Origin of the sequence: Aeromonas finlandensis, from assembly GCF_000764645.1 — a bacterium.
Taxonomy (GTDB): domain Bacteria; phylum Pseudomonadota; class Gammaproteobacteria; order Enterobacterales; family Aeromonadaceae; genus Aeromonas; species Aeromonas finlandensis.
Genome location: NZ_JRGK01000134.1, coordinates 1 through 23,716, shown reverse-complemented (window position 1 = coordinate 23,716; position 23,716 = coordinate 1). Strand labels below are relative to the sequence as shown.

General features: G+C 59.2%; 22 protein-coding genes and 1 pseudogene. 14 read left to right on the top strand and 9 right to left on the bottom strand.

Features of this window, described 5'->3' with window-relative positions; genetic code table 11:
- From LD28_RS22310 to LD28_RS0111385, 4 genes and pseudogenes are all read right to left on the bottom strand, one after another.
- Positions 1 to 259, bottom strand: a pseudogene (locus LD28_RS22310) (bifunctional indole-3-glycerol-phosphate synthase TrpC/phosphoribosylanthranilate isomerase TrpF); the annotation flags it as partial.
- Positions 259 to 1,287 (bottom strand): anthranilate phosphoribosyltransferase, encoded by a 1,029-nt coding sequence (gene trpD / locus LD28_RS0111395; protein WP_033137089.1) that lies wholly within the window; start codon positions 1,285 to 1,287, stop codon positions 259 to 261. The pseudogene LD28_RS22310 and the gene trpD, both read right to left, overlap by 1 nt.
- A gap of 10 nt (positions 1,288 to 1,297) precedes the next feature.
- Positions 1,298 to 1,912: an aminodeoxychorismate/anthranilate synthase component II gene (locus LD28_RS0111390; RefSeq protein ID WP_033137088.1), complete on the bottom strand. Its 615-nt coding sequence runs from the start codon at positions 1,910 to 1,912 to the stop codon at positions 1,298 to 1,300.
- Positions 1,905 to 3,539, bottom strand: coding sequence for an anthranilate synthase component 1 (locus LD28_RS0111385; protein WP_033137087.1), 1,635 nt, complete (start codon positions 3,537 to 3,539; stop codon positions 1,905 to 1,907). The genes LD28_RS0111390 and LD28_RS0111385 overlap by 8 nt, the downstream gene beginning before the upstream one ends.
- 437 nt (positions 3,540 to 3,976) lie before the next feature.
- Here LD28_RS0111385 and rnm point away from each other — a divergent pair, with 437 nt between their 5' ends.
- From rnm to LD28_RS0111350, 7 genes are all read left to right on the top strand, one after another.
- Complete coding sequence (gene rnm / locus LD28_RS0111380; protein ID WP_033137086.1) at positions 3,977 to 4,858, top strand: RNase RNM; 882 nt, start codon at positions 3,977 to 3,979, stop codon at positions 4,856 to 4,858.
- Between the two features lie 106 nt (positions 4,859 to 4,964).
- Positions 4,965 to 5,585 carry an L-threonylcarbamoyladenylate synthase gene (locus tag LD28_RS0111375; RefSeq protein ID WP_033137085.1) on the top strand — a complete coding sequence of 207 codons (621 nt, stop codon included), beginning with the start codon at positions 4,965 to 4,967 and terminating at the stop codon, positions 5,583 to 5,585.
- Positions 5,578 to 6,444, top strand: coding sequence for a segregation and condensation protein A (locus LD28_RS0111370; protein WP_193354304.1), 867 nt, complete (start codon positions 5,578 to 5,580; stop codon positions 6,442 to 6,444). Before LD28_RS0111375 ends, LD28_RS0111370 begins: the two co-directional genes overlap by 8 nt.
- Before the next feature lie 86 nt (positions 6,445 to 6,530).
- Complete coding sequence (scpB, locus tag LD28_RS0111365; RefSeq protein ID WP_033137084.1) at positions 6,531 to 7,103, top strand: SMC-Scp complex subunit ScpB; 573 nt, start codon at positions 6,531 to 6,533, stop codon at positions 7,101 to 7,103.
- A 134-nt stretch (positions 7,104 to 7,237) separates the two neighbouring features.
- Positions 7,238 to 8,161 (top strand): 23S rRNA pseudouridine(2605) synthase RluB, encoded by a 924-nt coding sequence (gene rluB / locus LD28_RS0111360; protein WP_033137083.1) that lies wholly within the window; start codon positions 7,238 to 7,240, stop codon positions 8,159 to 8,161.
- 328 nt (positions 8,162 to 8,489) lie between these two features.
- Positions 8,490 to 8,837: a YcgJ family protein gene (locus LD28_RS0111355; protein WP_033137082.1), complete on the top strand. Its 348-nt coding sequence runs from the start codon at positions 8,490 to 8,492 to the stop codon at positions 8,835 to 8,837.
- 248 nt (positions 8,838 to 9,085) lie between these two features.
- On the top strand, positions 9,086 to 9,667 hold the full coding sequence (locus tag LD28_RS0111350) for a DUF1349 domain-containing protein (RefSeq protein WP_033137081.1): 582 nt from the start codon (positions 9,086 to 9,088) through the stop codon (positions 9,665 to 9,667).
- 119 nt (positions 9,668 to 9,786) lie between these two features.
- Here LD28_RS0111350 and rimO read toward each other — a convergent pair whose 3' ends face one another.
- On the bottom strand, positions 9,787 to 11,115 hold the full coding sequence (gene rimO, locus LD28_RS0111345) for a 30S ribosomal protein S12 methylthiotransferase RimO (protein ID WP_033137080.1): 1,329 nt from the start codon (positions 11,113 to 11,115) through the stop codon (positions 9,787 to 9,789).
- A 291-nt stretch (positions 11,116 to 11,406) separates the two neighbouring features.
- On the opposite strand from rimO, the gene LD28_RS0111340 reads away from it, so the two are divergent.
- Complete coding sequence (locus LD28_RS0111340; protein ID WP_033137079.1) at positions 11,407 to 12,525, top strand: HD domain-containing phosphohydrolase; 1,119 nt, start codon at positions 11,407 to 11,409, stop codon at positions 12,523 to 12,525.
- 152 nt (positions 12,526 to 12,677) lie between these two features.
- Here the strand turns inward: LD28_RS0111340 and LD28_RS0111335 are convergent, their stop codons facing one another.
- The 4 genes from LD28_RS0111335 to LD28_RS0111320 form a co-directional block, all read right to left on the bottom strand.
- A complete protein-coding gene (locus tag LD28_RS0111335; RefSeq protein WP_033137078.1) occupies positions 12,678 to 12,863 on the bottom strand; it encodes a hypothetical protein in 186 nt (61 codons plus the stop codon).
- A 338-nt stretch (positions 12,864 to 13,201) separates the two neighbouring features.
- Positions 13,202 to 14,383 (bottom strand): dicarboxylate/amino acid:cation symporter, encoded by a 1,182-nt coding sequence (locus LD28_RS0111330; protein WP_033137077.1) that lies wholly within the window; start codon positions 14,381 to 14,383, stop codon positions 13,202 to 13,204.
- A 192-nt stretch (positions 14,384 to 14,575) separates the two neighbouring features.
- Complete coding sequence (locus LD28_RS0111325) at positions 14,576 to 15,139, bottom strand: class I SAM-dependent methyltransferase (RefSeq protein WP_033137076.1); 564 nt, start codon at positions 15,137 to 15,139, stop codon at positions 14,576 to 14,578.
- Between the two features lie 83 nt (positions 15,140 to 15,222).
- Positions 15,223 to 15,864: a TetR family transcriptional regulator gene (locus LD28_RS0111320; RefSeq protein ID WP_033137075.1), complete on the bottom strand. Its 642-nt coding sequence runs from the start codon at positions 15,862 to 15,864 to the stop codon at positions 15,223 to 15,225.
- 140 nt (positions 15,865 to 16,004) lie between these two features.
- Between LD28_RS0111320 and LD28_RS0111315 the strand changes: the two genes are divergently transcribed.
- The 6 genes from LD28_RS0111315 to LD28_RS22305 form a co-directional block, all read left to right on the top strand.
- Positions 16,005 to 17,198 carry an efflux RND transporter periplasmic adaptor subunit gene (locus LD28_RS0111315; protein ID WP_033137074.1) on the top strand — a complete coding sequence of 398 codons (1,194 nt, stop codon included), beginning with the start codon at positions 16,005 to 16,007 and terminating at the stop codon, positions 17,196 to 17,198.
- A gap of 17 nt (positions 17,199 to 17,215) precedes the next feature.
- Complete coding sequence (locus LD28_RS0111310) at positions 17,216 to 20,365, top strand: efflux RND transporter permease subunit (RefSeq protein WP_033137073.1); 3,150 nt, start codon at positions 17,216 to 17,218, stop codon at positions 20,363 to 20,365.
- Positions 20,366 to 20,955: 590 nt separating this feature from the next.
- A complete protein-coding gene (rfbB, locus tag LD28_RS0111305) occupies positions 20,956 to 22,041 on the top strand; it encodes a dTDP-glucose 4,6-dehydratase (protein WP_033137072.1) in 1,086 nt (361 codons plus the stop codon).
- Positions 22,041 to 22,907, top strand: a complete 867-nt coding sequence (gene rfbA / locus LD28_RS0111300) for a glucose-1-phosphate thymidylyltransferase RfbA (protein ID WP_033137071.1) — start codon at positions 22,041 to 22,043, stop codon at positions 22,905 to 22,907. Before rfbB ends, rfbA begins: the two co-directional genes overlap by 1 nt.
- 3 nt (positions 22,908 to 22,910) lie before the next feature.
- Positions 22,911 to 23,318: a sugar 3,4-ketoisomerase gene (locus LD28_RS0111295; protein ID WP_033137070.1), complete on the top strand. Its 408-nt coding sequence runs from the start codon at positions 22,911 to 22,913 to the stop codon at positions 23,316 to 23,318.
- A partial coding sequence (locus LD28_RS22305) for a formyl transferase (RefSeq protein ID WP_277619818.1) occupies positions 23,308 to 23,716 on the top strand: 409 nt, incomplete at its 3' end. The genes LD28_RS0111295 and LD28_RS22305, both read left to right, overlap by 11 nt.

The following is a 23,716-nucleotide window of genomic DNA, read 5'->3' as shown; positions in this document are numbered from 1 at the left end:
CCCGATCGCTGGGGGTCAGTGCGCTCTGGAAGCTCTCCAGCGGCTGGGCCAGCTTGCGGGCGGCAACCCACTCCTGTTTGGCCGCCACGATTTTGCCGAGAATGGTCTGGCTGATGGAGGCCATGTTCAGAAAAGCATGGGGGGCAATAAGGTCTGACATCTCGTTATCCTTGCGAAGCTGCGAACTGCCGCTCGGGAGTTCTGCATGAGTGCCCTGCGGGCGTTCTGAATGAGTGCTGTGCGACATGGTGGCTGACATCATGCCTCCTGATGGCCCGCTTCCTGATGGCTCAAAGTGGCCAGCCGGGCGGCGAGATCCGCGGCCTTGCCACTCGCCAGCACCGCCAGCACCTCGGCCGCCGCGCTCTTGAGATCGGTCGCCTTGCCCGCCATCAGCAGCAGCGGCGCCACGTTGGCGGCGATGGCGGCGTTGTGGGCCGGGGTGCCTTGCCCAGCCAGAATGGCGGCGGTGATGGCGCGGTTCTCTTCCGGTTCACCCCCCTGAATGGCGCTGACCGGATAGGTCTCGAGGCCAAAGTCAGCCGGGGTGATCATAAATTCGCGGATCTCGCCGTCACGGATCTGGGCCACCTGAGTCGGGCCGTGAATGGCAATCTCGTCGAGCCCGGCGCCGTGCACCACCATACCCGTTTTCAATCCCAGAGCCAGCAGGGTTTCGGCGATGGGGCGCACCAGCTCGGGGGCATAGACCCCCATCAGCTGATAGGTGGGGCGAGCGGGGTTGATGAGCGGCCCCAGCACGTTGAACAGGGTGCGGGTCTTGAGGGCTTGGCGCACCGGCATGGCGTGGCGCACCCCGGCGTGGTACTGGGGGGCGAACAGGAAGCAGATGCCGAGTTCGTCCAGACAGTGGCGCGCCTGCGCCGGGCTCATGTCGAGCTTGATCCCCATCTTGTCGAGCAGATCGCTCGACCCCGACTTGCTCGAGACCGAGCGGTTGCCGTGCTTGGCCACTTTCAGGCCGCAGGCGGCGGCGACCAGCGCCGAGGTGGTGGAGACATTGATGGTGTTGAGGCCATCGCCACCGGTACCGACGATATCGCAAAACGCATAATCAGGACGCGGGAAGTCGCGCGCTTCCGCCAGCAGGGCCTCGGCGGCACCGGCGATCTCCTCCGGGGTCTCCCCCTTGATCTTGAGGGCGGTCAACAGGCTGGCGAGCACGATGGGATCCACTTCGCCACGTACCACCTGGCCGAAGGCGTCGCGGGTACTTTCACGGCTCAGAGACTGACCCTGATAGAGGGTGTTGAGATGAAGTTGCATAGGGTCTTCCTTACCGCGCGCCGCGTGTCGAAAAAATGCTTTCTGGACGGGTGATATGGGCGAGCGCCTGAGTCAGCAGGCGGGCCCCTTCCGAGGTCATGATGGATTCGGGATGGAACTGGAACCCCAGCACCCGCTCATCCTGCTGCTCGATAGCCATGGGCATGCCCTGATAGTGGGCAATCACCGTCAGCTCTTCCGGTACATAGGTGGCGACCAGCGAGTGGTAGCGCGCCACCGGCAGCGGGCTCGGCAGACCGGCGAAGGCGCCGTGGCCGTTGTGCTCAATCAGGGAGCGCTTGCCGTGGACGATCTCGCCCGCCGCGCCGACGGTGCCGCCGTAGGCTTCGCACAGGGCCTGATGGCCGAGACAGATGCCGAGGATCGGCACCTGACCGCGGGCCAGCTTGATCAGATCAATCAGGCAGCCCGCTTCATGGGGAGCGCCCGGCCCCGGCGAGAGCACCAGCACGGCGTCCCCTTCGCAGGCGGCGATCTCGCTCATGATGCGGGTCGCTGGCAGGCTGTTGCGGTAGATCCGCACCGGATAGCCGAGGGAGCGGAACTGGTCGACGAGGTTGTAGGTAAACGAATCGAAGTTATCGAGCAGGAAGATGTTAGTCATGGCTCACGTCCTTATGTTGCTCCTGCTGGGCGCTCAGGGCTTGCAGGGAGGTGCCATGGCTGGCGGCGATGGCGGCCAGCACGGCGGCCGCCTTGGCGCGGGTTTCGTCGGCTTCGGCTTGGGGTTTGGAGTCATAGACCACCCCGGCACCGGCCTGCACATGGGCCACGCCATCTTTCACGAAAGCAGAACGAATGACGATGCAGGTATCCATCTCACCAGCGCCGTTGATGTAGCCGACCGCGCCGCCGTAGCTGCCGCGGCGCTTGCCTTCCACCATGCGAATAAGCTCGCTGGCGCGGATCTTGGGGGCGCCGGTGAGGGTGCCCATGTTCATGCAGGCCTGATAGGCGTGCAGGGCGTCTAGGTCGGCGCGCAGGGTGCCGACCACCTTGGAGACCAGATGCATCACATGGCTGTAGCGATCCACTTTCAGCAGCTCCTTGACGTAGCGGGTGCCGGGCTCCGAGATGCGGGCGATGTCGTTGCGGCCCAGATCTACCAGCATCAGGTGCTCGGCTACCTCTTTCTCGTCTTGACGCAGTTCCAGCTCGATGCGGCCGTCGAGATCCCGGTTGATGCTGCCATCGGGGTTGAAGCCGCGGCGGCGGGTACCGGCGATGGGGTACATCTCCACATCGCGGCTGGTGGCGCAGAACTTCACCGCGCTCTCGGGGGAGGCGCCAAACAGGGTGAAACCCTCATCCTGCACGTAGAACATGTAGGGGCTGGGGTTGGTCTGTTTGAGGCGGCGATAGGCGGCGATGGGGCTGGGGCAGGGCAGGGAGAAGCAGCGGGACGGCACCACCTGGAAGATGTCGCCGCGGCGGATAAAGCCCTTGAGCTTCTCCACCTCGGCGCAGAACTGCTTGTCGCTCTTGTCCACGCTGATGCCGCCACTCAGGGGCTGGGTGGTCAGCTCGGCGCAGAGGGGTTGCTGGCAAAGCTGTTTGAAGCCGGTGAGCCGTTCGGTCAGGCGGGTGTATCTGTCATCCACATGGCTCTCGTCGCTGTCGCCGCCGAAGATGCAGGCCAGCAGCTGGGTGGTGCGCGCGATATGGTCGATGGTGATCAGGGTTTCGGCCACATAGAAGCAGTAGTCGGGGCAGTTGTTGCTCCCCTCTGGCACCTCTGGCAGATCTTCAAAAGAGGCGATCAGGTCGTAGGCGAAGCTGCCCGCCATAAAGAGCGCTTCTTTACCCAACGGGCACTGCAGCGCCTGTTGCAGGGTGCGCAGCACATCCAGCACGCTGCTCCCCTTGAGGCGGGAGTCTTCATCCTGCTCCCGATCGGAGGCCGGGAAGTCGAGCTGCAACTCGCCATTGACCAGCGAGCGAGCCACCACCGCAGGCAGCCGCTCGGCCAGCAGGCTCTGCAACTGGGCGCCATTGTCGTTCAGGGTGCGCACCCGCACGGTGCGACCACGGCACTCGATGCGCAGGCAGGCATCGACCAGCAGCAGGCTCTGCTTGCCCGCCTTGGAGTCGATCTCCACCGATTCCAGCAGCAGGTTGTTGGGGCGACCCTGACAGAGGCGGGTATAGAGCGCCAGCGGATCAGCCACATAAGGGGCGTTGAGCTTGAGGGTATCGAATTCACCCAGAGGAAGGCGATGTGTGGCTGTCATAGTGCGTTCCCTTGCGTGTGATGCGTTTTACCGATGTTCATGACGTCTAATACCTTGAAAAAGTGCCTTGAAAATGAGGTGGGTTCTGGCGGTTTTAGTAGAGGCGCCATCGCCTGGTCATTACGCTTGTCTGAATTCTCGGTTTCATCACAGGTCCATTTGCCGGATAATAAAAAAGCCCGCTGGGGTCAGCGGGCTTTTTCTTTGGGTTCTTAATTTGCTGTCAGTTTACAGGTACAGCAACGACCACACGCCCGCATGTCAGGGAGTGTGCCACCACCAGATGGTCAGGATGGAAGTCGCTTGCATGATAAAGTCCTGTAAAAAGATGTTTGCAATGAAGTGCCTACAGAAAACGATAAAGCCGCGGCCAAGTCAAGTCGCTTTTTAGCCTTCTTTTTTTCAAGCGGGCCCCAAGACAAGAGCGAAACACGCCGATGAGATTCGATCTTCACTGCCATACCACTGCCTCCGACGGGGTGTTGAGCCCCGCCGAACTGGTGCGCCGCGCCGCCGAAAAACAGGTCGAAGTGTTAGCGGTTACTGACCACGACACCCTTGCTGGGCTTGATGAGGTGCGCCGCACCATCGAAGCCGAGCAACTGCCGCTGCGACTGGTGAGCGGTGTCGAGATCTCCACCGGCTGGGAGCATCACGAAATTCATATCGTGGCGCTGGGGGTGGATGAAAAAAATCCTCAGCTGACCGACTTTCTGGCCGGTCAGCTGGCCCGTCGCGAGGCGCGCGCGCTGGAAATCGGGCGCCGTCTGGAGAAGTGCCTCATCCCCGGCACCTATGAAGAGGCCAAGGCGCTGGCCGGTGACGCCGCCGTGACCCGGGCCCACTTTGCCCGGGTATTGGTGGCGCGCGGGGTGGCCGACAACATGCAGAAGGTATTCAAAAAGTACCTGAGCCGTGGCAATAAAGGGTATGCCCCGGCCGAGTGGCCCGAGATGAGCGAAGCAATCACTGCCATTCACGCCGCAGGCGGGCTGGCGGTGCTGGCTCACCCCAGCCGTTACGATCTCACCGCCAAGTGGATCAAGCGGTTGCTGGTGGCTTTCAAGGCGGCCGGTGGCGATGCCATGGAGGTGTCATTGCCCCAGCAGAGCCCGCAGGAGCGGGCCAATCTGGGTCAGTGGGCCAAGGATCACGACCTCTATATCTCGGTGGGATCGGATTTTCACTTCCCCTCCAACTGGACCGAGCTGGGCCGCCACCTCTGGCTGCCCAAAGAGGGAATGCCCGTCTGGCTGGCCTATCCCGGTCACTTTGGGCTCACCACCGAGCAGCATGCAGAGCTGCTGGCGAGCCGCTAACGGCACCAGCGAAGCGGCCACAAACAGGTTAAGGTAGTGTCATGGGTCTTTGGCCCGTGACCATACGAGCGGGCAGGTATTGCTGCCCCCATTGCGAGAACAAGCTATGAGTCAGCATTTTTACGTACATCCGGAAAACCCACAGGCCCGTCTGATCGGTCAGGCGGTACAGATCATCCAGAACGGCGGCGTGATCGTCTATCCTACCGACTCCGGCTATGCGCTGGGTTGCCAGATGGGCGACAAGGGCGCGCTGGAGCGCATCTGCCGCATCCGTCGCCTCGACGCCAGCCACGACTTCACCCTGGTCTGCCGCGATCTCTCCGAGATCTCCACCTACGCCAAGGTCGACAACAGTGCGTTTCGCCTGATCAAGAACAACACCCCGGGCGCCTACACCTTCATCTTCAAGGCGACCAAAGAGGTGCCGCGCCGCCTGATGAACGAGAAGAAGAAGAGCATCGGCATCCGGGTGCCGGACAACAAGATCGCCCAGGCGCTGCTGGAAGCCCTCGGCGAGCCCCTGCTCTCCACCACCCTGATCCTGCCGGAGTCAGAGATGGCCGAGTTCGACCCGGAAGAGATCTTCGACAAGCTGGGCAAGCAGATCGATCTGGTGGTCAACGGTGGCTATCTGGGCGAGCAGCCCACCACAGTGGTCGATTTCTCTGACGACGAGCCGGTGTTGCGTCGTCGCGGCGCCGGGGATCCGACCCCGTTTGAGTGATATTGCAGAACCTGTGACGACCAGCTCCGGCGAGAACGGCGCGGGCGTCACACCTCCCATCGCGAAAGTCCTGGGGCAGCCCTACCACGAGCTGCCCCAGGACTTGTTCATCCCGCCCGATGCGCTGGAGGTGTTCCTCGATACCTTCGAGGGGCCGCTCGATCTGCTGCTCTACCTCATCCGGCGCCAGCAACTCGATATCCTCAATCTGCCGATCCTGCAGATCACCGCCCAGTACATGGAGTACGTGGAGCTGATGCAGGGGCTCAACCTTGAGCTGGCGGCGGAGTATCTGCTGATGGCGGCCTGGCTGGCGGAGATCAAATCTCGCCTGCTGCTGCCCAAGGCACCGGAGCTGGAGGATGAAGAGGAGGGGGAAGACCCGCGGGTGACCCTGATTCGCCGCCTGCAGGAGTACGAGCGTTACAAGGTGGGAGGGGAGCGCCTCAACGAACTGCCACGGGTGGAGCGGGAGATTTTTATCGCCGCTGCCCTGCCCCCCGATTTTGGCGCCCTCAAGCCACTGGCGCCCGATGTTTCGCTGGTTGAGCTCGCCCTTTACATGCAAAGTGTGGTAAAACGCGCGACTCATTTCGAACATCACCAGATCCGCCGCGAACAGATCCCGACCCGGGTGCGCATGGCGGAGATCCTCGCCATGCTCTCGCTGGGGCAGACCCTGCGCCTTGAGCAGGTGCTGCGCGCCGAAGAGGGGCGCATGGGGGTACTGGTGACGTTTCTGGCCCTGCTGGAGCTGTGCAAGGAGCAACTGATCTGGATCCTGCAGGCAGAACCGTTGGGACCAATCCATTTTGCATTGGCTGCGGAAGAGAGTGAGAAACGTGAACAGACCCATTGAGCGCGCATCCAGTCTGTTTCGTTGCAGCCAGAATCCCTGGGTCACAGTGCATTTCGCATTGGCCGAGCAGAGCGAGGAGGGCAACCGTGGCGCTGCCCACTGAACGACTCAAGACCTTGATCGAAGCGGCGCTGTTCGTGGCCGGTCGCCCGCTCAATGTCAGCGAGCTGAAAAGCAGCGTGCTGGCGGATTATCCGGTGACCAGCCGCTATGTTCAGCTGCTGTTGGCCGAGATCAGGCAAGATTACAGTACGCGGGGCGTCGAGCTCAAAGAGGTCGCCTCCGGCTGGCGCTTTCAGGCGCGTCAGGAGTATGCCGAGGAGCTCTCGCGGCTCTGGAGCGAGCGGGCGCCGCGCTATTCCCGCGCCGTGATGGAGACGCTGACCCTGATCGCCTATCGCCAGCCCATCACCCGGGCCGAGATCGAAGCGATCCGCGGGGTGGCGGTGTCGAGCCAGATAGTGAATACCCTGAAAGAGCGTGGCTGGGTGCGCAGCATCGGCCACAAAGAGGTGGCGGGTCGCCCCGAGCTGCTCGCCACCACCAGAGAGTTTCTGGATTACTTTAATCTGCAGAGTCTGGAGCAGCTCCCCGAGCTGGATCCGGAGCTGCAACCCCTGTTGCCCTCTGCGGTGGACGGGGAGAGCGATGCCCGGTAAATGGCGCCCAAGCGGGCCGATTTCACCGGAATGGACATTTTTCAACCGTGGCGAATGCACCAACCGGCGTTTGCGACAGTTAACCCCGTTGCCCCCTTTATTAGCGGGCAGCGATCAACAATCAGGTAACCCCGATGAGTGAAAAACTGCAAAAAGTGTTGGCCCGCGCGGGTCACGGCTCCCGTCGTGAGATGGAGGCCCTGATCACCGCAGGTCGGGTCAGTGTGGATGGCAAGGTCGCCACACTGGGGGATCGCGTCGAAGTGAACGCCGTGATCCGGGTGGATGGTCACCAGATCAAGACCCGTGCCGCAGAGGAAGTGATCTGCCGCGTACTGGCTTACCACAAGCCGGAAGGGGAGATGTGTACCCGTCACGATCCGGAAGGTCGTCCCACTGTGTTTGATCGTCTGCCCAAGATGGAAGGTGCCCGCTGGATCGCGGTCGGCCGCCTCGACGTCAACACCTCCGGTCTGCTGCTGTTCACCACCGACGGTGAACTGGCCAACCGCCTGATGCACCCGAGCCACGAAGTGGAGCGGGAATACGCGGTCCGTGTCTTTGGCGAAATCACTGAAGCCATGTTGCAGCGTCTGCGCAAGGGCGTGCAGCTGGAAGATGGCACAGCCAAGTTCAACAAGATCAAACCGGCTGGCGGTGAAGGTCTGAACCAGTGGTTCAACGTCACCCTGACCGAAGGTCGCAACCGTGAAGTGCGCCGCCTGTGGGAATCCCAGGAAGTGCAGGTGAGCCGCCTGATGCGTATCCGCTACGGCGACGTCAAGCTGGACCGCGGTATCCCGCGCGGCGGCTGGCAGGAGCTGAAACTGCCGGAAGTGAACTACCTGCGTGGTCTGGTCAACCTGCCGCCGGAGACCGAATCCAAGGTCGATCTGCAGCAGGATGGCAAAACCAGCCGTCACAAGCAGGCCGCCCAGATCCGTCGTGCCGTCCAGCGCCACAAGGATATGCAGGGCAAAGAGCCGCGTGCGCGCAGCACCACAGCCCGTCGCAAGCCGCAAGCCTCTACCCGCAACTCCGGTACCGGCAGCAAGTAAGCGACCACTCGTCGCGTACTGCGCGCTGTCAAGCCACGCGCAACCGGCCAGGCAACAGGCCCGCACCAGATGGTGCGGGCCTTTTTCGTCTCTGTCGGGTGGCTTAGGTCCGCAGGCGCCCTTGTGCGGGATGAGGGGGCACCCTCTCTGCGGGCTTGGCGGCGTTTACCATTACATTCACGATTCGCGAAGGTGAGCGGGTGATCCATGCTGAACCTTATCGGTGGCGCCAAATAGAGTTCTGGATCTGATATCAGGGCCCTGTTCGCACTTTCCTTGGGGTGATAGAGTAATTTATTGATTTGTAAGGTTTATCAAGGTGCTTTCAATGACAAACGTATCTGTAGCGCTGGTCACTCTGCTGCTGACGGGGGCCGCTCAGGCCGCTCCTGCGGTCTTCTCTCCCGAGGCGGGTGTGTTGTGCGACAAGAAGGCGGGGTTTTGTGCCGACACTCAGGGGATCTCCATGGGGCTGACCCAGATCCATCTGGGCGACAAGGAGCAGGCCAAACTGCTGAAGGTGTTCGGTTCGACCGACGGGGTCGATATGGGCAGCTACACCCTGAGCAATGGCGTGCACTGCGAGAGCAGTGAACAGCAGTGCTACAAGGATCGCTACTTTCCGCGCACCAAAGAGAGCAAATACACCGCCATGCTGTTTCAGCAGGGCAAGTAACCGCGTCAAGGTTGGCATCGGGGGAGCATGGGCTCCCCTTTTTCTTGTCCGATTGCCACGCCGGTCGCAAGGTTGGCGCCAACGGCTTGCCTGCGAGCCATGATGGCGACACTATTGACTCCCTTTAATAAACAGGCGGGTCGCCGCGGCCCGTGACCGCCAGGTCAGAGAGGCGTGGCTGTGACCCACCCAGCGCGGGGGGCGCTGGCGGGATCATTCGCAGGACGGGATAAGAGGAGCAGAACAGGATGATGGAAGGGCAACAATGGCGCTGGCTCAATGAACCGGCCGAGTGGCACCAGACAGAGGGCGGTTTGCAGGTAGTAACGGACCAGCAGACCGATTTTTGGCGCAGCACCTGGTATGGCTTCGAGCGCCACAGCGGCCATGTCTATGGCTGCGAGGTGGCGGGTGAGTTTACCTTTCAGGTCTGCGTCGAGGGGGAGTTCACCACCCTCTACGATCAGGCGGGGCTGATGCTGCTGCAAGACGAAGCGCACTGGCTGAAAGCGGGGATCGAGTACAACGATGATCAGCCGATGATCGGCAGCGTGCTGACCAATCCGCGCTCTGACTGGGCCACCGGCATTTTCCCCGGCAATCCGCGCCGCTTCTGGTTGCGGCTGACCCGGCTGGCGGACTGTTTGCGTTTGCAATACTCCACCGATGGCAAGGTGTGGCCGCTGTTGCGCCTCGCCCCGTTCCCACCAGGCGAGCGCTGCTTTATCGGGGTTATGTGTTGCACACCGGAGCGGCAGGGGTTGGCGGTGCACTTCTCTGACTTGCGCCTCACACCGCCCCTTGGCAAGGCGCTGCACGATCTCAGCTAGCTGTTTATCGCCCACTGTTGTTAAGAAAGTTGTTAAACAAAAAGCGCCATCAGGCGCTTTTTGTTTAGTTACGTTGAACGCTATCGGCTCAACATGCTGCGTGTTTACCCATGGCAGGGTTAGCCGATCAGGCTGGCCCACAGGTCATATTCGTCGGATTCGTCGATCCGCACCTTGACCATGTCGCCCGGTTTGAGGCTTGTTTCACCGTTGAGGTAGACCAGACCGTCGATCTCCGGTGCATCGGCAAAGGAGCGGCCAGTGGCACCCTCTTCGTCCACCTCGTCGATGATGATGGTCATCTCCTGACCCACTTTGCGGGCCAGCTTGCGGATGGAGACCTGCTGTTGCAGCTCCATAAAGCGCTGGAAGCGCTCTTCCTGCACCGCTTCCGGTACCGGATCCGGCAGCTCGTTGGCCAGCGCCCCTTCGACCGGGCTGTATTTGAAGCAGCCGACCCGATCCAGCTCCGCCTTGTCGATGAAGTCCAGCAGCATCTGGAACTCTTCCTCAGTCTCGCCCGGGAAGCCGACGATAAAGGTGGAGCGCAGGGTGATCTGCGGACAGATCTCGCGCCACTTCTGGATACGCTCCAGAGTGCGCTCGACGGTACCCGGGCGCTTCATCAGTTTCAGGATGCGCGGGCTGGCGTGCTGCAGCGGAATATCGAGGTAGGGCAGGACCTTGCCATCGCGCATCAGCGGGATGATGTCATCTACATGCGGATAGGGGTAGACGTAGTGCAGGCGTACCCAGATATCAAGCTTGGCCAGCTCTTCGCACAGGGCGACCATGCTGGTCTTGACCGGCATGCCATCGTAGAAACCGGTGCGGTGTTTGACATCGACGCCGTAGGCGGAGGTGTCCTGAGAGATCACCAGGATCTCCTTCACGCCCGCCTCTTTCAGGCGCTTGGCTTCTGCCAGCACCTCGCCGATGGGGCGGCTCACCAGATCCCCGCGCATGGAGGGGATGATGCAGAAGGTGCAGCGGTGGTTGCACCCTTCGGAAATCTTCAGATAGGCGTAGTGGCGCGGGGTCAGTTTGACGCCGTGGGCCGGTACCAGACTGGTGAAGGGGTTGTGCTCCGGTTTGGCCACATATTTGTGGACGTGACCCAGCACCTCTTCGTAGGCGTGGGGGCCGGTGATCTCGAGCACCTTGGGGTGGATCTCGCGGATCTGATTCTCTTTGGCGCCAAGGCAACCGGTGACGATCACCTTGCCGTTCTCGGCCAGCGCTTCGCCGATCGCTTCCAGCGACTCCTGCACCGCGCTGTCGATAAAGCCGCAGGTGTTGACGACGACCAGCTCGGCATCGTCATAGCTGGGCACCACATCGTACCCTTCGGTACGCAGCTGGGTCAGGATGCGTTCTGAATCGACCAGGTTTTTGGGGCAACCCAAGGAGACGAATCCTACTTTGGGGGCCTGTTTTGTGTTGGACATCGCTCAATCACTCTTAGGTGGCTCTTCTTTAAGGGCGCGAATTTTACCGGAATGGTTAACCAAAAACTATACAGCCAGCATGACAGAACCGAACAATATCTCCGAGTAGGCAGGATTGGGCCGGGGGAAGGGGCGGTGATGGCTCGCTCTTGATGGGGCTATTGCGCCTGTCGCGCGGGTTGTTGCGGGGATCTCGCTTTATTGATTTTCCTGTCAATTTGCGGTCGATGGCAGGGAGGGCGGCAACCGGAGTCACTATACTCCCATCACGGTGACCCGGTGGAGAAGGCGATGGAAAGTTCATTTGGCGAGAGAATGCAGAGCGTGCATGCCACACTGCGCGAGCGTTTTGGCAAGCTGAGCCGGGTGGCCATCGCGATTTATGATCCCCATACCGATCAGCTCAAGACCTTCGCTCACAGCACCGAGGGGCACTCGCCGCTGGTGCAGTATGAGGTGAAGCTGAGCGATGTCCCCTCCCTGCGCTATCTGGCGGAGCACAAGCAGCCCCGGGTGCTCGGCAATCTCGATGCCCTGCGCGACTCCGGCTCGGAGCACAGCCGCAAGCTGCTGGAGGCGGGCTATGCCTCCAGCTATACCGAGCCGCTGCTGTTCAACAGCAAGCTGTTTGGCTTTCTGTTTTGCGATGCGATGGAGCCGGGCTACTTCAACGAGCCGATCCGAAGCGAGCTGTCAGCTTATGCCCAGGTGCTGTCGGCCATCATTGCGGTGGAGTTTTTCTCCATCCAGACCCTTGGCGGCGCGCTGACCACGGCGCGGGAGTTCAGCCGTTATCGGGATGAGGAGACCGCCAACCATCTGCACCGGATGTCCGCCTACTCCCGGTTGATCGCCAAGACGCTGGCCCCCGCCTGCGGCCTAAGCGACGAGGAGGTGGAGTTTATCTACCTCTTCTCGGAGCTGCACGATATCGGCAAGATTGCGGTGCCGGATGCCATTTTGCTCAAGCCGGGCAAGCTGACGCCGGAAGAGTTCGAGATCATGAAGATCCACCCCGGCAAGGGGCGGGAGATGATCAGCCTGATGATCAACGAGTTTGGCCTCGATGGCATTCACCACACTGATATGCTGACCAACATCATCGCCTGCCATCACGAGCGCTTCGACGGCACCGGCTATCCGCAAGGGCTGGCGGGGGAGGCGATCCCGCTGGAGGCGCGCATCGTGACGGTGGCCGATGTGTTTGATGCCCTGACCAGCGAGCGCCCCTACAAGCAGCCCTGGCCGTTCGAGACGGCCTTTGCCTATCTGGAGGATCATGCCGGCAGCCAGTTTGATCCTGCCTGTGTCGCCGCGGCCCTGCACAACAAGGCTGAGTTTTATGCCATCTATCAGCAGTATCAGGATCCGGCCAGTACACAGGAAGCGGACGATGTGAAACCGGATTGAGTGGCATGGGTGAGGCAAAGCCAAAGCAAAGGGGATAAAGGGCAGGAAAGAGAATCAAAGGTTCGGAAGAGAAGGGGACGCTATCATGCGTCCCCTTTTCTATTTATCAGGTTGGGGTAGCCACTGTCCTCCAGCTCGTCGCCCGCAGTCCGTTATGGCTTGGGTGGCGGTTCGCTTGATTGGCTCAGGTGGTCGGCGTTGGCACTCGCACAGCCGCAGGGGCGTATCTCTTTGTCCGGCCGCTTTTGGGCCAGTCGATACTGGCGCCACCAGATGATGGTGGTCATGGCAAGGATCAGCACAAACGAGGCGAGCAGACTCAGCAACCAGATGGACATGATTTTTCCTCCTTGCGGTGATGGTAGTCGCCAGCGCGGTGAGCGGGCGGCCGTGATGCTGGCAGCAAGTATGGCCCTGCGGCGATGGATGTGCCTGATTGTTACTGTAGTGCGACAACTATCTGGTTAACTGTCGCGCCAGTGCGACAATGGAGCGAATGCTGCGGGTGGTTTGAGCTGGCGGGCGGGATGGCACGGCTCGCCGACTTGTGCCGATGGTGCCGTGAGGGAGCCCTGACGGGCTTCAGCGGGATTGGCTGAGGCAGAAACGACGCAGGCCCGAACACGGTTCGGGCCTGCGGTTTTTACCGAGGGTGGCGGGCGCCTTCCCGGCGAGCTTACGCCTGTTCGGCCTCGGCCACGGGGGCTGCGCTCTCGCTGCCGTTGGCGAAGCGATCCGCCCACAGGGCAATTACGCCGTCACCGGTGACGTTGCAGGCGGTGCCGAAGCTGTCCTGCGCCAGATAGAGGGCGATCATCAGGGCGATGGAGGCTTCACCGAAACCGAGCATGGAGGTGAGCAGACCCAGTGCCGACATCACGCCACCACCCGGTGCGCCCGGGGCGGCGATCATGATGACACCCAGCATCATGATGAAGGGGAGCATGGTCTCGATACCCGGAATGGCCAGATGCTCGGAGAGGAACATCACCGCAGTGGCGCAGGTCACCAGGGTAATGGTGGAGCCGCAGAGATGAATGGTGGCGCACAGCGGCACGGTGAAGTTGGCGATGCCGTCACTCACGCCGTTGTTCTTGCTTGATTGCAGGGCAACCGGAATGGTGGCGGCGCTCGACATGGTGCCCAGCGCGGTGAAGTAAGCGGGCAGCATGTTCTTGATGAGCTGGGCCGGTGAGCGGCCAAGGGCCAGACCGGTGCCGATAAACAGCACGGAGAGCCAGATCCAGTGCATCAGGATCGCCATCACCAGCACCACGCCGAAGGTTTTCAGGGTGGCGAACACGGTGCCTTCTACCGTCATCTCGACAAAGACGCCGGCGATATGGAACGGCAGCAGCGGGATGATCACCTTGGCCAGCAGCCGGTCGATGATGTCACGGCCCTGATCGGCGACCCGGCGCAGATCGGTGGCCTGGGTAGCGCTGATACCGATGCCGAACACGAAGGCGGCGGCCAGTGCCGACATCACACCAAACAGCGGCGGGATCTCCAGATTGACGTAGGAGGCGAGCTTGATTGCCGTGGCCGTGGTGGGCTCGGCGGCGGTGGTCAGCTGCGGGATCAGGTGGCTCGCCACGGTAAAGGCGAACAGCCCCGCCAGAATGGTGGAGCAGTAGGAGAGGGCCACGGTTTTGCCCAGCAGCTTGCCGGAGTTTTTCGGCAGGCTGGCGATGCCGCTCATGATGAAGAACAGAATGATGAGCGGAATGGTGAAGGTAATGAGCTGACCTATCACTGTCTTGGCCGTAAACAGCACGCGCGCCACCCACTCAGGGGCGTAGAGACCGAGCAAGAGACCGGCAAGGATGCCAGCAATGAGTTTCAGGACAAGTTTCATAAGGAAATCCGGAGTTGGTTGTATTGTCTGTCTTGTTACTAATTTTTGATATTAATCGAACTTTTTAACACAGAAACCGTGTTATGTCTGCCTTTGCTGCGTTAACGCCGAGTTAAATATTGTCGATAACCATGAGCGCCGACTAGCTGTCGGTTTGGCGTTGAGCTGAAAAATCCGTGATGAATTAGCCCGTTAGGTAGCCAGATGCTCGCCACGCAGCAGCATGACGTAGTAGCTGGCGTGTTGAGTGGCGTATTGTGGCGTGTTGGTCGGAGCGGGCTCCATCTGGGTCAGTTGCAGCGCTATCCCGGATGTGGTGATGCATTGCTGCAGATGCAGGATCTGCTGGTCGTGGCTCATCTCGCCGGTTGGCTGCAGGGGGAAGCAGAGCGGGGCGCCCGCTTTGAGCAGGGTCGCCAGCTGTGACAACAGGGTGGCAAGGGTAGTCGCGTCGCTATCAAGCGGGCGGCTTAGCCAGATGCCATCGTAAGGGAGCACCGAGTGCATCCGCGCGAGGGGGCAGACCCGCACCGCTTGTCCGGATTGCTGCGAGGCGACTTTGGCGTCGGCCAGCACCGCTTCACAGGCGGTGACCACATACCCCTCTGCACGCAGCCAGCGCAGATCCTCTCCCGTGCCGCACTGACCATTGAGCAGGTGAGCGCCGGGCTTGAGGCGCGTCACAAAGGCGGCCCGAACGGGGGCGTGCAGGTCGTGCAATGGCTGGGGAGCGGGGATGGCGTCAGAGTGTGGCACAGGGGTTACCTCAAGCAGGGGGCGCACAGGTTAACAAATTGGGCGTCTCACTGCCAAAGGGGAAAGGGCGTGCCCGGGCGGCCCTAATAACCCCGGGTGGCTGGCCCGTTTGGCAGGGACAGCATGGTGAACATGCTGTCGATGAGAAAGCCCGATTCGCGCGGCAGATCGATCCGCTCGGGAAAGTGGAGCCAGTTGATGATGTAGCCATCCAGGGTGCAGTGGAGCAGGGTGGCGGCGCGCTGCAGGCTGAGGTTGGCGGGCAGCTGGCCCCGTCGTATCGCGTTGGCCAGGGTGGTTTCCAGATCCCGAAAGAAGTGGGCGGACTGGCTGCGGATATGTTCGCGCAATGAGATGGCTTCCCCCTCCAGCGATTCGAGGTTGAACAGGATGGTGAACATCTGCTGTTGGGCCTGATTGTGGCTGATGTTGTGGAGCACCCCTTCGAAAAAGAGCTGCAGTTGCCCCAGCGGATCCGGCTCCTCCTCACTGAGGCAGGCATCGAGCTGATGGGCGAGGGGGCTGCAGAGCTCCTCCCAGAGCGAAATGAAGAGTTCGTCCTTGTTCTTGAAATGCCAATAGATGGCCCCGCGCGTCAGGTCTGCCGCCCTGGCGATATCGGTCAGGCTGGTCTTGGCCAGCCCCTGCGAGCAGAACAGATCCAGCGCCGTGCTCATGATGCGGCAGCGCGTCTGCTGCGCCTCTTCTTTGGTTCGTCTGGCCATCGAAATTTGTGCCTCATGCAAGCAAAAAGTGACTTACATACATTTATGAATGTATGTATATTGCCTCATCTTTAGACTATTTACCAACAGGGCCCATGCGGCCCTGATTGTTCATTGACTGGCAAAGGCTCAGGTGTTTCATGCATAAACATATTCTTGCTCGTTCAGTTGGTCTCGCTTTGCTGGCAACGGGCTTGCTGGCAGGTTGTGGTGACAAGGGCGGCGCAACCCAGGGACAGGGGGGCATGCCTCCCGCCGCGGTCAACGTAGTGACCTTGCAGACCAGCCCGCTGATGTTGACCACCGAGTTGACCGGTCGCAGCGCCCCGCTGCGGGTGGCCGAAGTGCGTCCACAGGTGAGCGGTATCATCCTCAAGCGTCTCTTTACCGAAGGGAGCGACGTGAAGGCTGGCGATCTGCTCTATCAGATCGATCCGGCTCTCTATCAGGCGGCGGTCGCCAGCGCCAAGGCCAATCTGGCCAAGGCGCAAGCCAACGAGCAGAGTGCCCGCCTCAAGGCCAAGCGCTATCAGGAGCTGCTCAAGGTCAACTCCATCAGCCGTCAGGACTATGACGACGCCGACGCCAGCTGGAAGCAGGCGCAAGCCGAGATCATGGCGAGCAAGGCAGCTTTGCGCAGCGCCGAGATCAATCTCGGTTACACCCGCATCACCGCCCCCATCAGTGGCCGCATCGGTACATCCGCTGTGACCGAGGGGGCGTTGGTGACCGCCCAGCAGGCTGACAGCCTGACCGCCATCCAGCAGCTCGATCCCATGTATGTGGATGTGCGCCAGTCCACCGCCGATCTGCTGCGCCTCAAGCGGCTGGTGGCTGAGGGCAAGCTGACCCAGGACGAGCAGAAGGGCGCCAAGGTGACCTTCCAGCTGGAAGATGGCTCCACTTACGGGGAAGAGGGCTCGTTGCAGTTCTCCGACGTGACCGTGGATGAGACCACCGGCATGGTGACCCTGCGGGTGATTGTGCCTAACCCCACCCATCTGCTGCTGCCGGGCATGTTTATGCGCGCCACCTTGCAAGAGGGGGAGCGGGCGCAAGGGCTGCTGGTGCCGCAAACGGCCGTGACGCGCACCCCCAATGGCGGCGCCACCGTGATGGTGGTGACTGCTGATAACAAGGTTGAGCTGCGCAATGTCCAGCTGAGCCGCATTGTGGGCAGCAACTGGGTGGTGGAGTCAGGGCTCACCTCCGGCGAGCGGGTGATCGTGGCGGGTCTGCAGAAAGTGCGACCGGGCGTCGTGGTCAACCCGGCTGAGCAGGGTGCTGCTGCGCCGTCTGCTCAAGCAGCGTCCAACACCCCGGCCAACAAGTAGGATGGAGTAGTCGCCTCATGGCTCGATTTTTTATAGACAGACCCATTTTTGCCTGGGTGATCGCGTTGGTGATCATGCTGGCGGGCAGCCTGGCCATCATCAAGCTGCCGGTAGCCCAGTATCCGAGCATTGCGCCCCCGGCAGTGAGCATCTCTGCCAGCTATCCGGGCGCCTCCGCCAAGACGGTGGAAGACTCGGTGACCCAGATCATCGAACAGAACATGACCGGGCTGGATCACCTGCTCTACATGTCCTCCCAGTCTGACTCCGCGGGTCGGGTGTCGGTCACCCTCACCTTCCAGCCGGGGACCGATCCCGATATCGCCCAGGTGCAAGTGCAGAACAAGCTGCAGCAAGCGATGTCGCTGCTGCCGCAAGAGGTGCAGCAGCAGGGGATCCGGGTACAGAAGACCTCCAGCAGCTTCCTGATGGTGGCCGCCTTCATCTCCAGCGATGGCAGCATGAAGAACGACGATCTGGCGGATTATGTGGTCTCCAACATCAAGGAGCCCCTGAGTCGTCTGGACGGGGTGGGCGAGATCACCCTGTTTGGCAGCCAGTACTCCATGCGGGTGTGGCTCGATCCCAACAAGCTCAACCGGGTGCAGATGACCCCGGGTGATGTGCAGGCCGCCATCAAGGCGCAAAACGCCCAGGTGGCGTTCGGCAAGCTGGGTGGCACCCCGTCGGTGAAAGATCAGCAGTTCACCGCCACCATCATGGGGCAGACTCGTCTCTCTTCCGTGGATCAGTTCAAAAACATCCTGCTGCGAGTCACTCAGGATGGTTCCAAGGTGCGGCTCAAAGATGTGGCCCGGGTTGAGCTGGCTGGCGAAAGCTATGACGCCGAGGCGCTCTACAACGGCCAGTCCACTGCTGCAGTCGCCATCAAGCTGGCCACCGGCGCCAACGCGCTGGATACCGCCGACAAGGTGCGCGCCAAGCTCAATGAGCTGTCGGGTTACTTCCCGGCCAACATGGAGATCGTCTATCCCTACGACACCACGCCGTTTGTGAAGATCTCCATCGAGGAGGTGGTGCAGACCCTGATCGAGGCGATCTTCCTGGTGTTCTGCGTCATGTATCTGTTCCTGCAGAACTTCCGCGCCACCCTGATCCCGACCATTGCGGTGCCGGTGGTCCTGCTCGGTACCTTCGGGGTGATGGCGGCGTTCGGCTTCTCCATCAACACCCTCACCATGTTCGGCATGGTGCTGGCCATCGGTCTGTTGGTGGATGACGCCATCGTGGTGGTGGAGAACGTGGAGCGGCTGATGAGCGAGGAGGATCTCTCCCCGCTGGAGGCGACCCGCAAGTCGATGACCCAGATCACCGGCGCGCTGGTGGGGATCGCCCTGGTGCTCTCCGCCGTGTTTGTGCCGATGGCCTTCTTTGGCGGCTCGACCGGCGCCATCTATCGCCAATTCTCGCTCACCATCGTATCGGCGATGACCCTGTCGGTGCTGGTGGCGTTGATCCTGACGCCGGCGCTTTGCGCCACTCTGCTCAAGCCGATGAAACATGGTGAGTTTGGCGCCAAGCGTGGCTTCTTTGGCTGGTTCAACCGCGCTTTTGATGCCGGTACCAACCGCTACCAGAGCGGCGTGCGCAAGGTGATCAAGCAGGGCGTGCGCTACAGCATCATCTACGGCGCCATGTTGGCGGTGTTGGCGGTGCTCTTTATGCGGATGCCCACCTCCTTCCTGCCGGAAGAGGATCAGGGGGTCATCATGTCCATGGTGCAACTGCCGGTGGGCGCCACCAAGCAGCGCACCGAGGTGGTGTTGGCAGACATGCGCGACTACTTCCTGAAAAACGAGAAGGATAACGTCGACGCTGTGCTGACCGTATCGGGCTTCAGCTTCGCCGGTAGCGGCCAGAATAGCGGTATGGCCTTTATCAAGCTCAAGGACTGGAGCGAGCGCAAGAGCCCGGATCGCAGCGCCAATGCCATCATCGGCCGCGCCATGGGTTATCTGTTCAGCATCAAGGAGGCGCAGGTGTTCGCCTTCAACCTGCCTCCCATCCCTGAGCTGGGGACGGCGACCGGTTTTGACTTCTTCCTGCAAGATCGCGGCGGCATCGGCCACGACAAGCTGATGGCTGCGCGTAACCAGCTGCTCGGCATGGCGGCGCAGGATCCCACTCTGGTGCGGGTGCGTCCGAACGGGATGGAAGATACGCCGCAGCTCGATATCAAGATCGACTACGAGAAGGCGTTGGCGCAGGGGCTCTCCATCGCGGATATCAACAACACCTTGGCCGCTGCCTGGGGCTCGTCCTACGTCAATGACTTCGTCGACCGCGGCCGGATCAAGAAGGTCTACATGCAGGCGGACGCCCCCTTCCGGATGAACCCGGAAGATTTGAAACTCTGGTATGTGCGCAACAGCGCTGGTCAGATGGTGCCCTTCTCCGCCTTTGCCAGCACCGAGTGGAGCTTTGGCTCGCCGCGCCTTGAGCGTTACAACGGCGTGCCGGCGATGGAGATCGTAGGGGAAGCGGCGCCCGGCAAGAGTACCGGTGATGCGATGGCCGCCATCGAGCAGATGGTGAAACAGCTGCCCGAAGGGGTGGGCATCGAGTGGACCGGGCTCTCCTTCCAGGAGCGTCAGGCCGGTTCACAGGCGCCCGCGCTCTACGCCATCTCTTTGCTGGTGGTGTTCCTCTGTCTGGCGGCCCTCTACGAGAGCTGGAGCATTCCGTTCTCGGTGATGTTGGTGGTGCCGCTCGGGGTACTGGGGGCTATTGTGGCTGCCACCCTGCGCGGGCTGGAGAACGACGTCTACTTCCAGGTCGGTCTGCTCACCACCATAGGCTTGTCGGCGAAAAACGCGATTTTGATCGTGGAATTTGCCAAAGAACTCTATGACAAGGGGATGGGACTGGGTGAAGCCGTAGTGGAGGCGGCGCGCCTGCGTCTGCGTCCGATCCTGATGACCTCGCTCGCCTTTATCCTCGGGGTGCTGCCGCTGGTTATCAGCTCCGGCGCTGGCGCCAGCAGCCGTAACGCCATCGGTACCGGCGTGATGGGGGGAATGATCAGTGCCACCGTGCTGGCCATCTTCTTCGTACCGCTCTTCTTTGTGCTGGTGATGCGTTACTTCACCAGCCACCAGAGCAAAGAGGCGCGCATGGCTGCTGCAGTTGAGTCAAAAGGTGATTGATGGCATGCAGGTTGAGCTAATTTGAACAGAGTTCAATAAATCGCCAACTTGGTTTGGTCTAGGTGACAAAAAACAGGGCAACCCCATGGGTTGCCCTGTTTTTTTCGGCAAATAGCTCTAGTTGAATGGTTAACTCGCCGGGAAGCTGCCATATGGACAGTGGACGTTGTGTAGATAGCACTGCGAAGGGGTCTGAGTGGCGCTTGTTCGTGACACATTTTTAGCTGTTCATCTTCGGGGGAAACGGGATAGAATCTTGCAATAAATCGGGCTGGTGCAGCGTGTAAATCCTCGAATAATTCGTGAACGTTTATCACGATTGTCGCTGACAAGAGATAACAAAGCTGGAGGACATGATGACCAACAGCGTGAGCAGTGTGGTGAAAAGCAGCAAACCGGGAGCTGTAACCCAGTGCGGTAGCCATGGCCGTTGTCTATAGCCGCATAAATTATGAGCGCTGCTATATATGTGTTGCATTGCTAATATCCAATGCATTTCATTAAGTCCCACATCATATTTCCTCCTGATTGTTGTTATCCGATGTGTCCGATTAAATCGAACTCAAAATTCTCGTAAGAGTATAATTTATATGAAAATTCTAGTTACCGGTGGCGCAGGCTTTATCGGCTCTGCCGTGGTGCGCCATATCATCCGTGATACTCAGGATGCCGTTATCAATCTCGATAAACTCACCTATGCCGGCAATCTGGAATCGTTGGCCGATGTATCGACAAGCGAGCGTTATGCGTTTGAGCAAGTGGATATTTGCAATCGCGCCGAGCTGGATCGGGTGTTTGCCCTGTACCAGCCGGATGCTGTGATGCACCTGGCTGCCGAGAGCCATGTTGACCGCTCCATCACAGGCCCGGCTGACTTTATCGAGACCAATATTGTCGGCACCTATATGTTGCTGGAAGCGGCCCGCGCCTACTGGAACGGTCTGGATGAAAGCCGCAAGGCGGTCTTCCGCTTCCACCATATCTCCACTGACGAGGTGTATGGCGATCTGCTCCATCCGGATGAAGTGGCTGCCGGTGAGCCATTGCCGCTCTTTACCGAAACCACCCCCTACGCCCCAAGCAGTCCCTATTCTGCCTCCAAGGCCTCCAGCGACCATCTGGTGCGCGCCTGGCGCCGTACTTACGGCATGCCGACCATTGTCACCAACTGTTCCAACAACTACGGCCCTTATCACTTCCCCGAGAAGCTGATCCCGCTGGTGATCCTCAACGCGCTGGATGGCAAGCCGCTGCCGGTCTATGGCAAGGGCGACCAGATCCGTGACTGGCTCTACGTGGAAGACCACGCGCGCGCGCTCTACAAGGTGGTGACCACTGGCTTGGTCGGAGAGACCTACAACATCGGCGGTCACAACGAGAAGCAGAATCTGGACGTGGTGCATACTGTGTGTGACCTGCTCGACGAGATGGTGCCCAAAGCGGGCTCTTACCGCGATCAAATCACCTATGTTGCCGATCGCCCCGGTCACGATCGCCGCTATGCCATCGATGCGACCAAGATGAGCGCTGAGCTGGCTTGGCAACCGCAAGAAACTTTCGAGTCGGGCATTCGTAAAACCGTACAGTGGTATCTGGATAACCAGCAGTGGGTCAATAACGTAAAAAATGGGTCTTATCAGTCTTGGATTGATCAGCAGTACGGGGAGAAGAAGTAATGAAAGGTATTATTCTGGCAGGTGGTTCTGGCTCTCGTCTCTACCCCATTACCATGGGGGTTTCTAAACAATTATTACCTGTCTATGACAAACCCATGATCTATTACCCGCTGTCAGTATTAATGTTGGCTGGTATCAGGGATATTCTTATCATTACCACTCCTGAGGATCAAGTTAGCTTTCGGCGTCTGCTAGGGGATGGTAGTCAATTTGGTATCTTTATAGAATATGCGGTTCAGCCAAGCCCTGATGGATTGGCACAAGCCTTTATCATCGGTGAAGAATTTATTGGCGGTGATTCAGTATGCCTTATCTTGGGTGATAATCTTTTCTGGGGACAGGGCTTTTCCCCTATGCTGCGTGAGGCTGCACAAAGAAAAGAAGGCGCCACAGTGTTTGGCTATAAAGTGCAGGACCCTGAGCGATTTGGGGTTGTGGAGTTTGATGATAAACAGAGTGTCATCTCTATTGAGGAGAAGCCAGCACACCCCAAGTCCCATTTTGCTGTTACAGGGCTCTATTTCTATGATAATCAAGTGATAGATATTGCCAAGCAGGTGAAGCCTTCCAAGCGAGGGGAGCTAGAAATAACCAGTATCAATCAAGCATACTTGGAACAAGGTCAGCTGAATGTTGAGTTATTGGGCCGTGGATTTGCTTGGCTCGATAGCGGAACTCACGAAAGCTTATTGGAAGCATCTAATTTTGTCGCAACAATAGAAGCAAGGCAGGGGTTCAAGATAGCTTGTTTGGAAGAGATCGCATGGAGAAATGATTGGTTAGAATCAGACATGGTGTTAAAGACCGCAAAGTTGATGGAAAAGAATAGCTATGGTAAATATCTTTTCGATTTATTAAAAGGTTAATTTATGGGATTGGTTAATTTAATTGACCTGCCAGTGCTTGGTGATGATAGAGGCTCACTGATTTCTCTCGAAAGTGACATAAGTATCCCTTTCGATATCAAGAGAATATATTATATCTATGATACTAAGCATGGAGTGTCAAGGGGCTTCCATGCCCATAAGACATTAAAGCAGGTAGCAATTGCTATTTGCGGGTCATGTCGGTTCAGATTAGACAATGGCAAGGAACAAGAAAGTGTCATACTAAACAATCCAGCTCAAGGTCTCCTCATTGAATCGTTCATGTGGCGGGAGATGCATGACTTTTCTGCTGACTGTGTGCTGATGGTTCTTGCTGATCAGTTGTATGATGAGTCTGATTACATTCGTGATTATGATTATTTTTTGAGTGTGGCTAAAAATGAACTGTGAGCGTTCAGTTGTTGTAGCAGGAAAAAATAATATTGCAGTTAATGTGGTTGAGTATATCAGGGAAAATTATCCTGGGGTGAGTATCCAAGCGGTTGTTAACTCAACCGATAAAGGTGTTGATGGTTTTCAACGTTCATTTAAAAAATATTGTCAGTTGCATGACATTAATATCATTGATCTTTCAGAAGCATACGAGATAGATGATTTGGTTTTTTTATCTTTAGAGTTCGATAAGATAATAAAACCGTATTTATTTAAAAGTGAATATTTGTATAATATTCACTTTTCTAAGCTTCCAGCTTATAAAGGAATGTATACATCAGCCTGGCCAATAATAAATGGTGAAGCTGAAACGGGAGTAACACTTCACAAGATAGATTCAGGTATTGATACTGGAG

Excerpts from the sequence above, each read along its gene's own strand:
- trpD (WP_033137089.1), bottom strand. The coding sequence starts at position 1,287 with ATGCAACTTCATCTCAACACCCTCTATCAGGGTCAGTCTCTGAGCCGT.
- LD28_RS0111390 (WP_033137088.1), bottom strand. The coding sequence starts at position 1,912 with ATGACTAACATCTTCCTGCTCGATAACTTCGATTCGTTTACCTACAAC.
- LD28_RS0111385 (WP_033137087.1), bottom strand. The coding sequence starts at position 3,539 with ATGACAGCCACACATCGCCTTCCTCTGGGTGAATTCGATACCCTCAAG.
- rnm (WP_033137086.1), top strand. The coding sequence starts at position 3,977 with ATGAGATTCGATCTTCACTGCCATACCACTGCCTCCGACGGGGTGTTG.
- LD28_RS0111375 (WP_033137085.1), top strand. The coding sequence starts at position 4,965 with ATGAGTCAGCATTTTTACGTACATCCGGAAAACCCACAGGCCCGTCTG.
- rluB (WP_033137083.1), top strand. The coding sequence starts at position 7,238 with ATGAGTGAAAAACTGCAAAAAGTGTTGGCCCGCGCGGGTCACGGCTCC.
- LD28_RS0111355 (WP_033137082.1), top strand. The coding sequence starts at position 8,490 with ATGACAAACGTATCTGTAGCGCTGGTCACTCTGCTGCTGACGGGGGCC.
- LD28_RS0111350 (WP_033137081.1), top strand. The coding sequence starts at position 9,086 with ATGATGGAAGGGCAACAATGGCGCTGGCTCAATGAACCGGCCGAGTGG.
- rimO (WP_033137080.1), bottom strand. The coding sequence starts at position 11,115 with ATGTCCAACACAAAACAGGCCCCCAAAGTAGGATTCGTCTCCTTGGGT.
- LD28_RS0111340 (WP_033137079.1), top strand. The coding sequence starts at position 11,407 with ATGGAAAGTTCATTTGGCGAGAGAATGCAGAGCGTGCATGCCACACTG.
- LD28_RS0111335 (WP_033137078.1), bottom strand. The coding sequence starts at position 12,863 with ATGTCCATCTGGTTGCTGAGTCTGCTCGCCTCGTTTGTGCTGATCCTT.
- LD28_RS0111330 (WP_033137077.1), bottom strand. The coding sequence starts at position 14,383 with ATGAAACTTGTCCTGAAACTCATTGCTGGCATCCTTGCCGGTCTCTTG.
- LD28_RS0111320 (WP_033137075.1), bottom strand. The coding sequence starts at position 15,864 with ATGGCCAGACGAACCAAAGAAGAGGCGCAGCAGACGCGCTGCCGCATC.
- LD28_RS0111315 (WP_033137074.1), top strand. The coding sequence starts at position 16,005 with ATGCATAAACATATTCTTGCTCGTTCAGTTGGTCTCGCTTTGCTGGCA.
- LD28_RS0111310 (WP_033137073.1), top strand. The coding sequence starts at position 17,216 with ATGGCTCGATTTTTTATAGACAGACCCATTTTTGCCTGGGTGATCGCG.
- rfbB (WP_033137072.1), top strand. The coding sequence starts at position 20,956 with ATGAAAATTCTAGTTACCGGTGGCGCAGGCTTTATCGGCTCTGCCGTG.
- rfbA (WP_033137071.1), top strand. The coding sequence starts at position 22,041 with ATGAAAGGTATTATTCTGGCAGGTGGTTCTGGCTCTCGTCTCTACCCC.
- LD28_RS0111295 (WP_033137070.1), top strand. The coding sequence starts at position 22,911 with ATGGGATTGGTTAATTTAATTGACCTGCCAGTGCTTGGTGATGATAGA.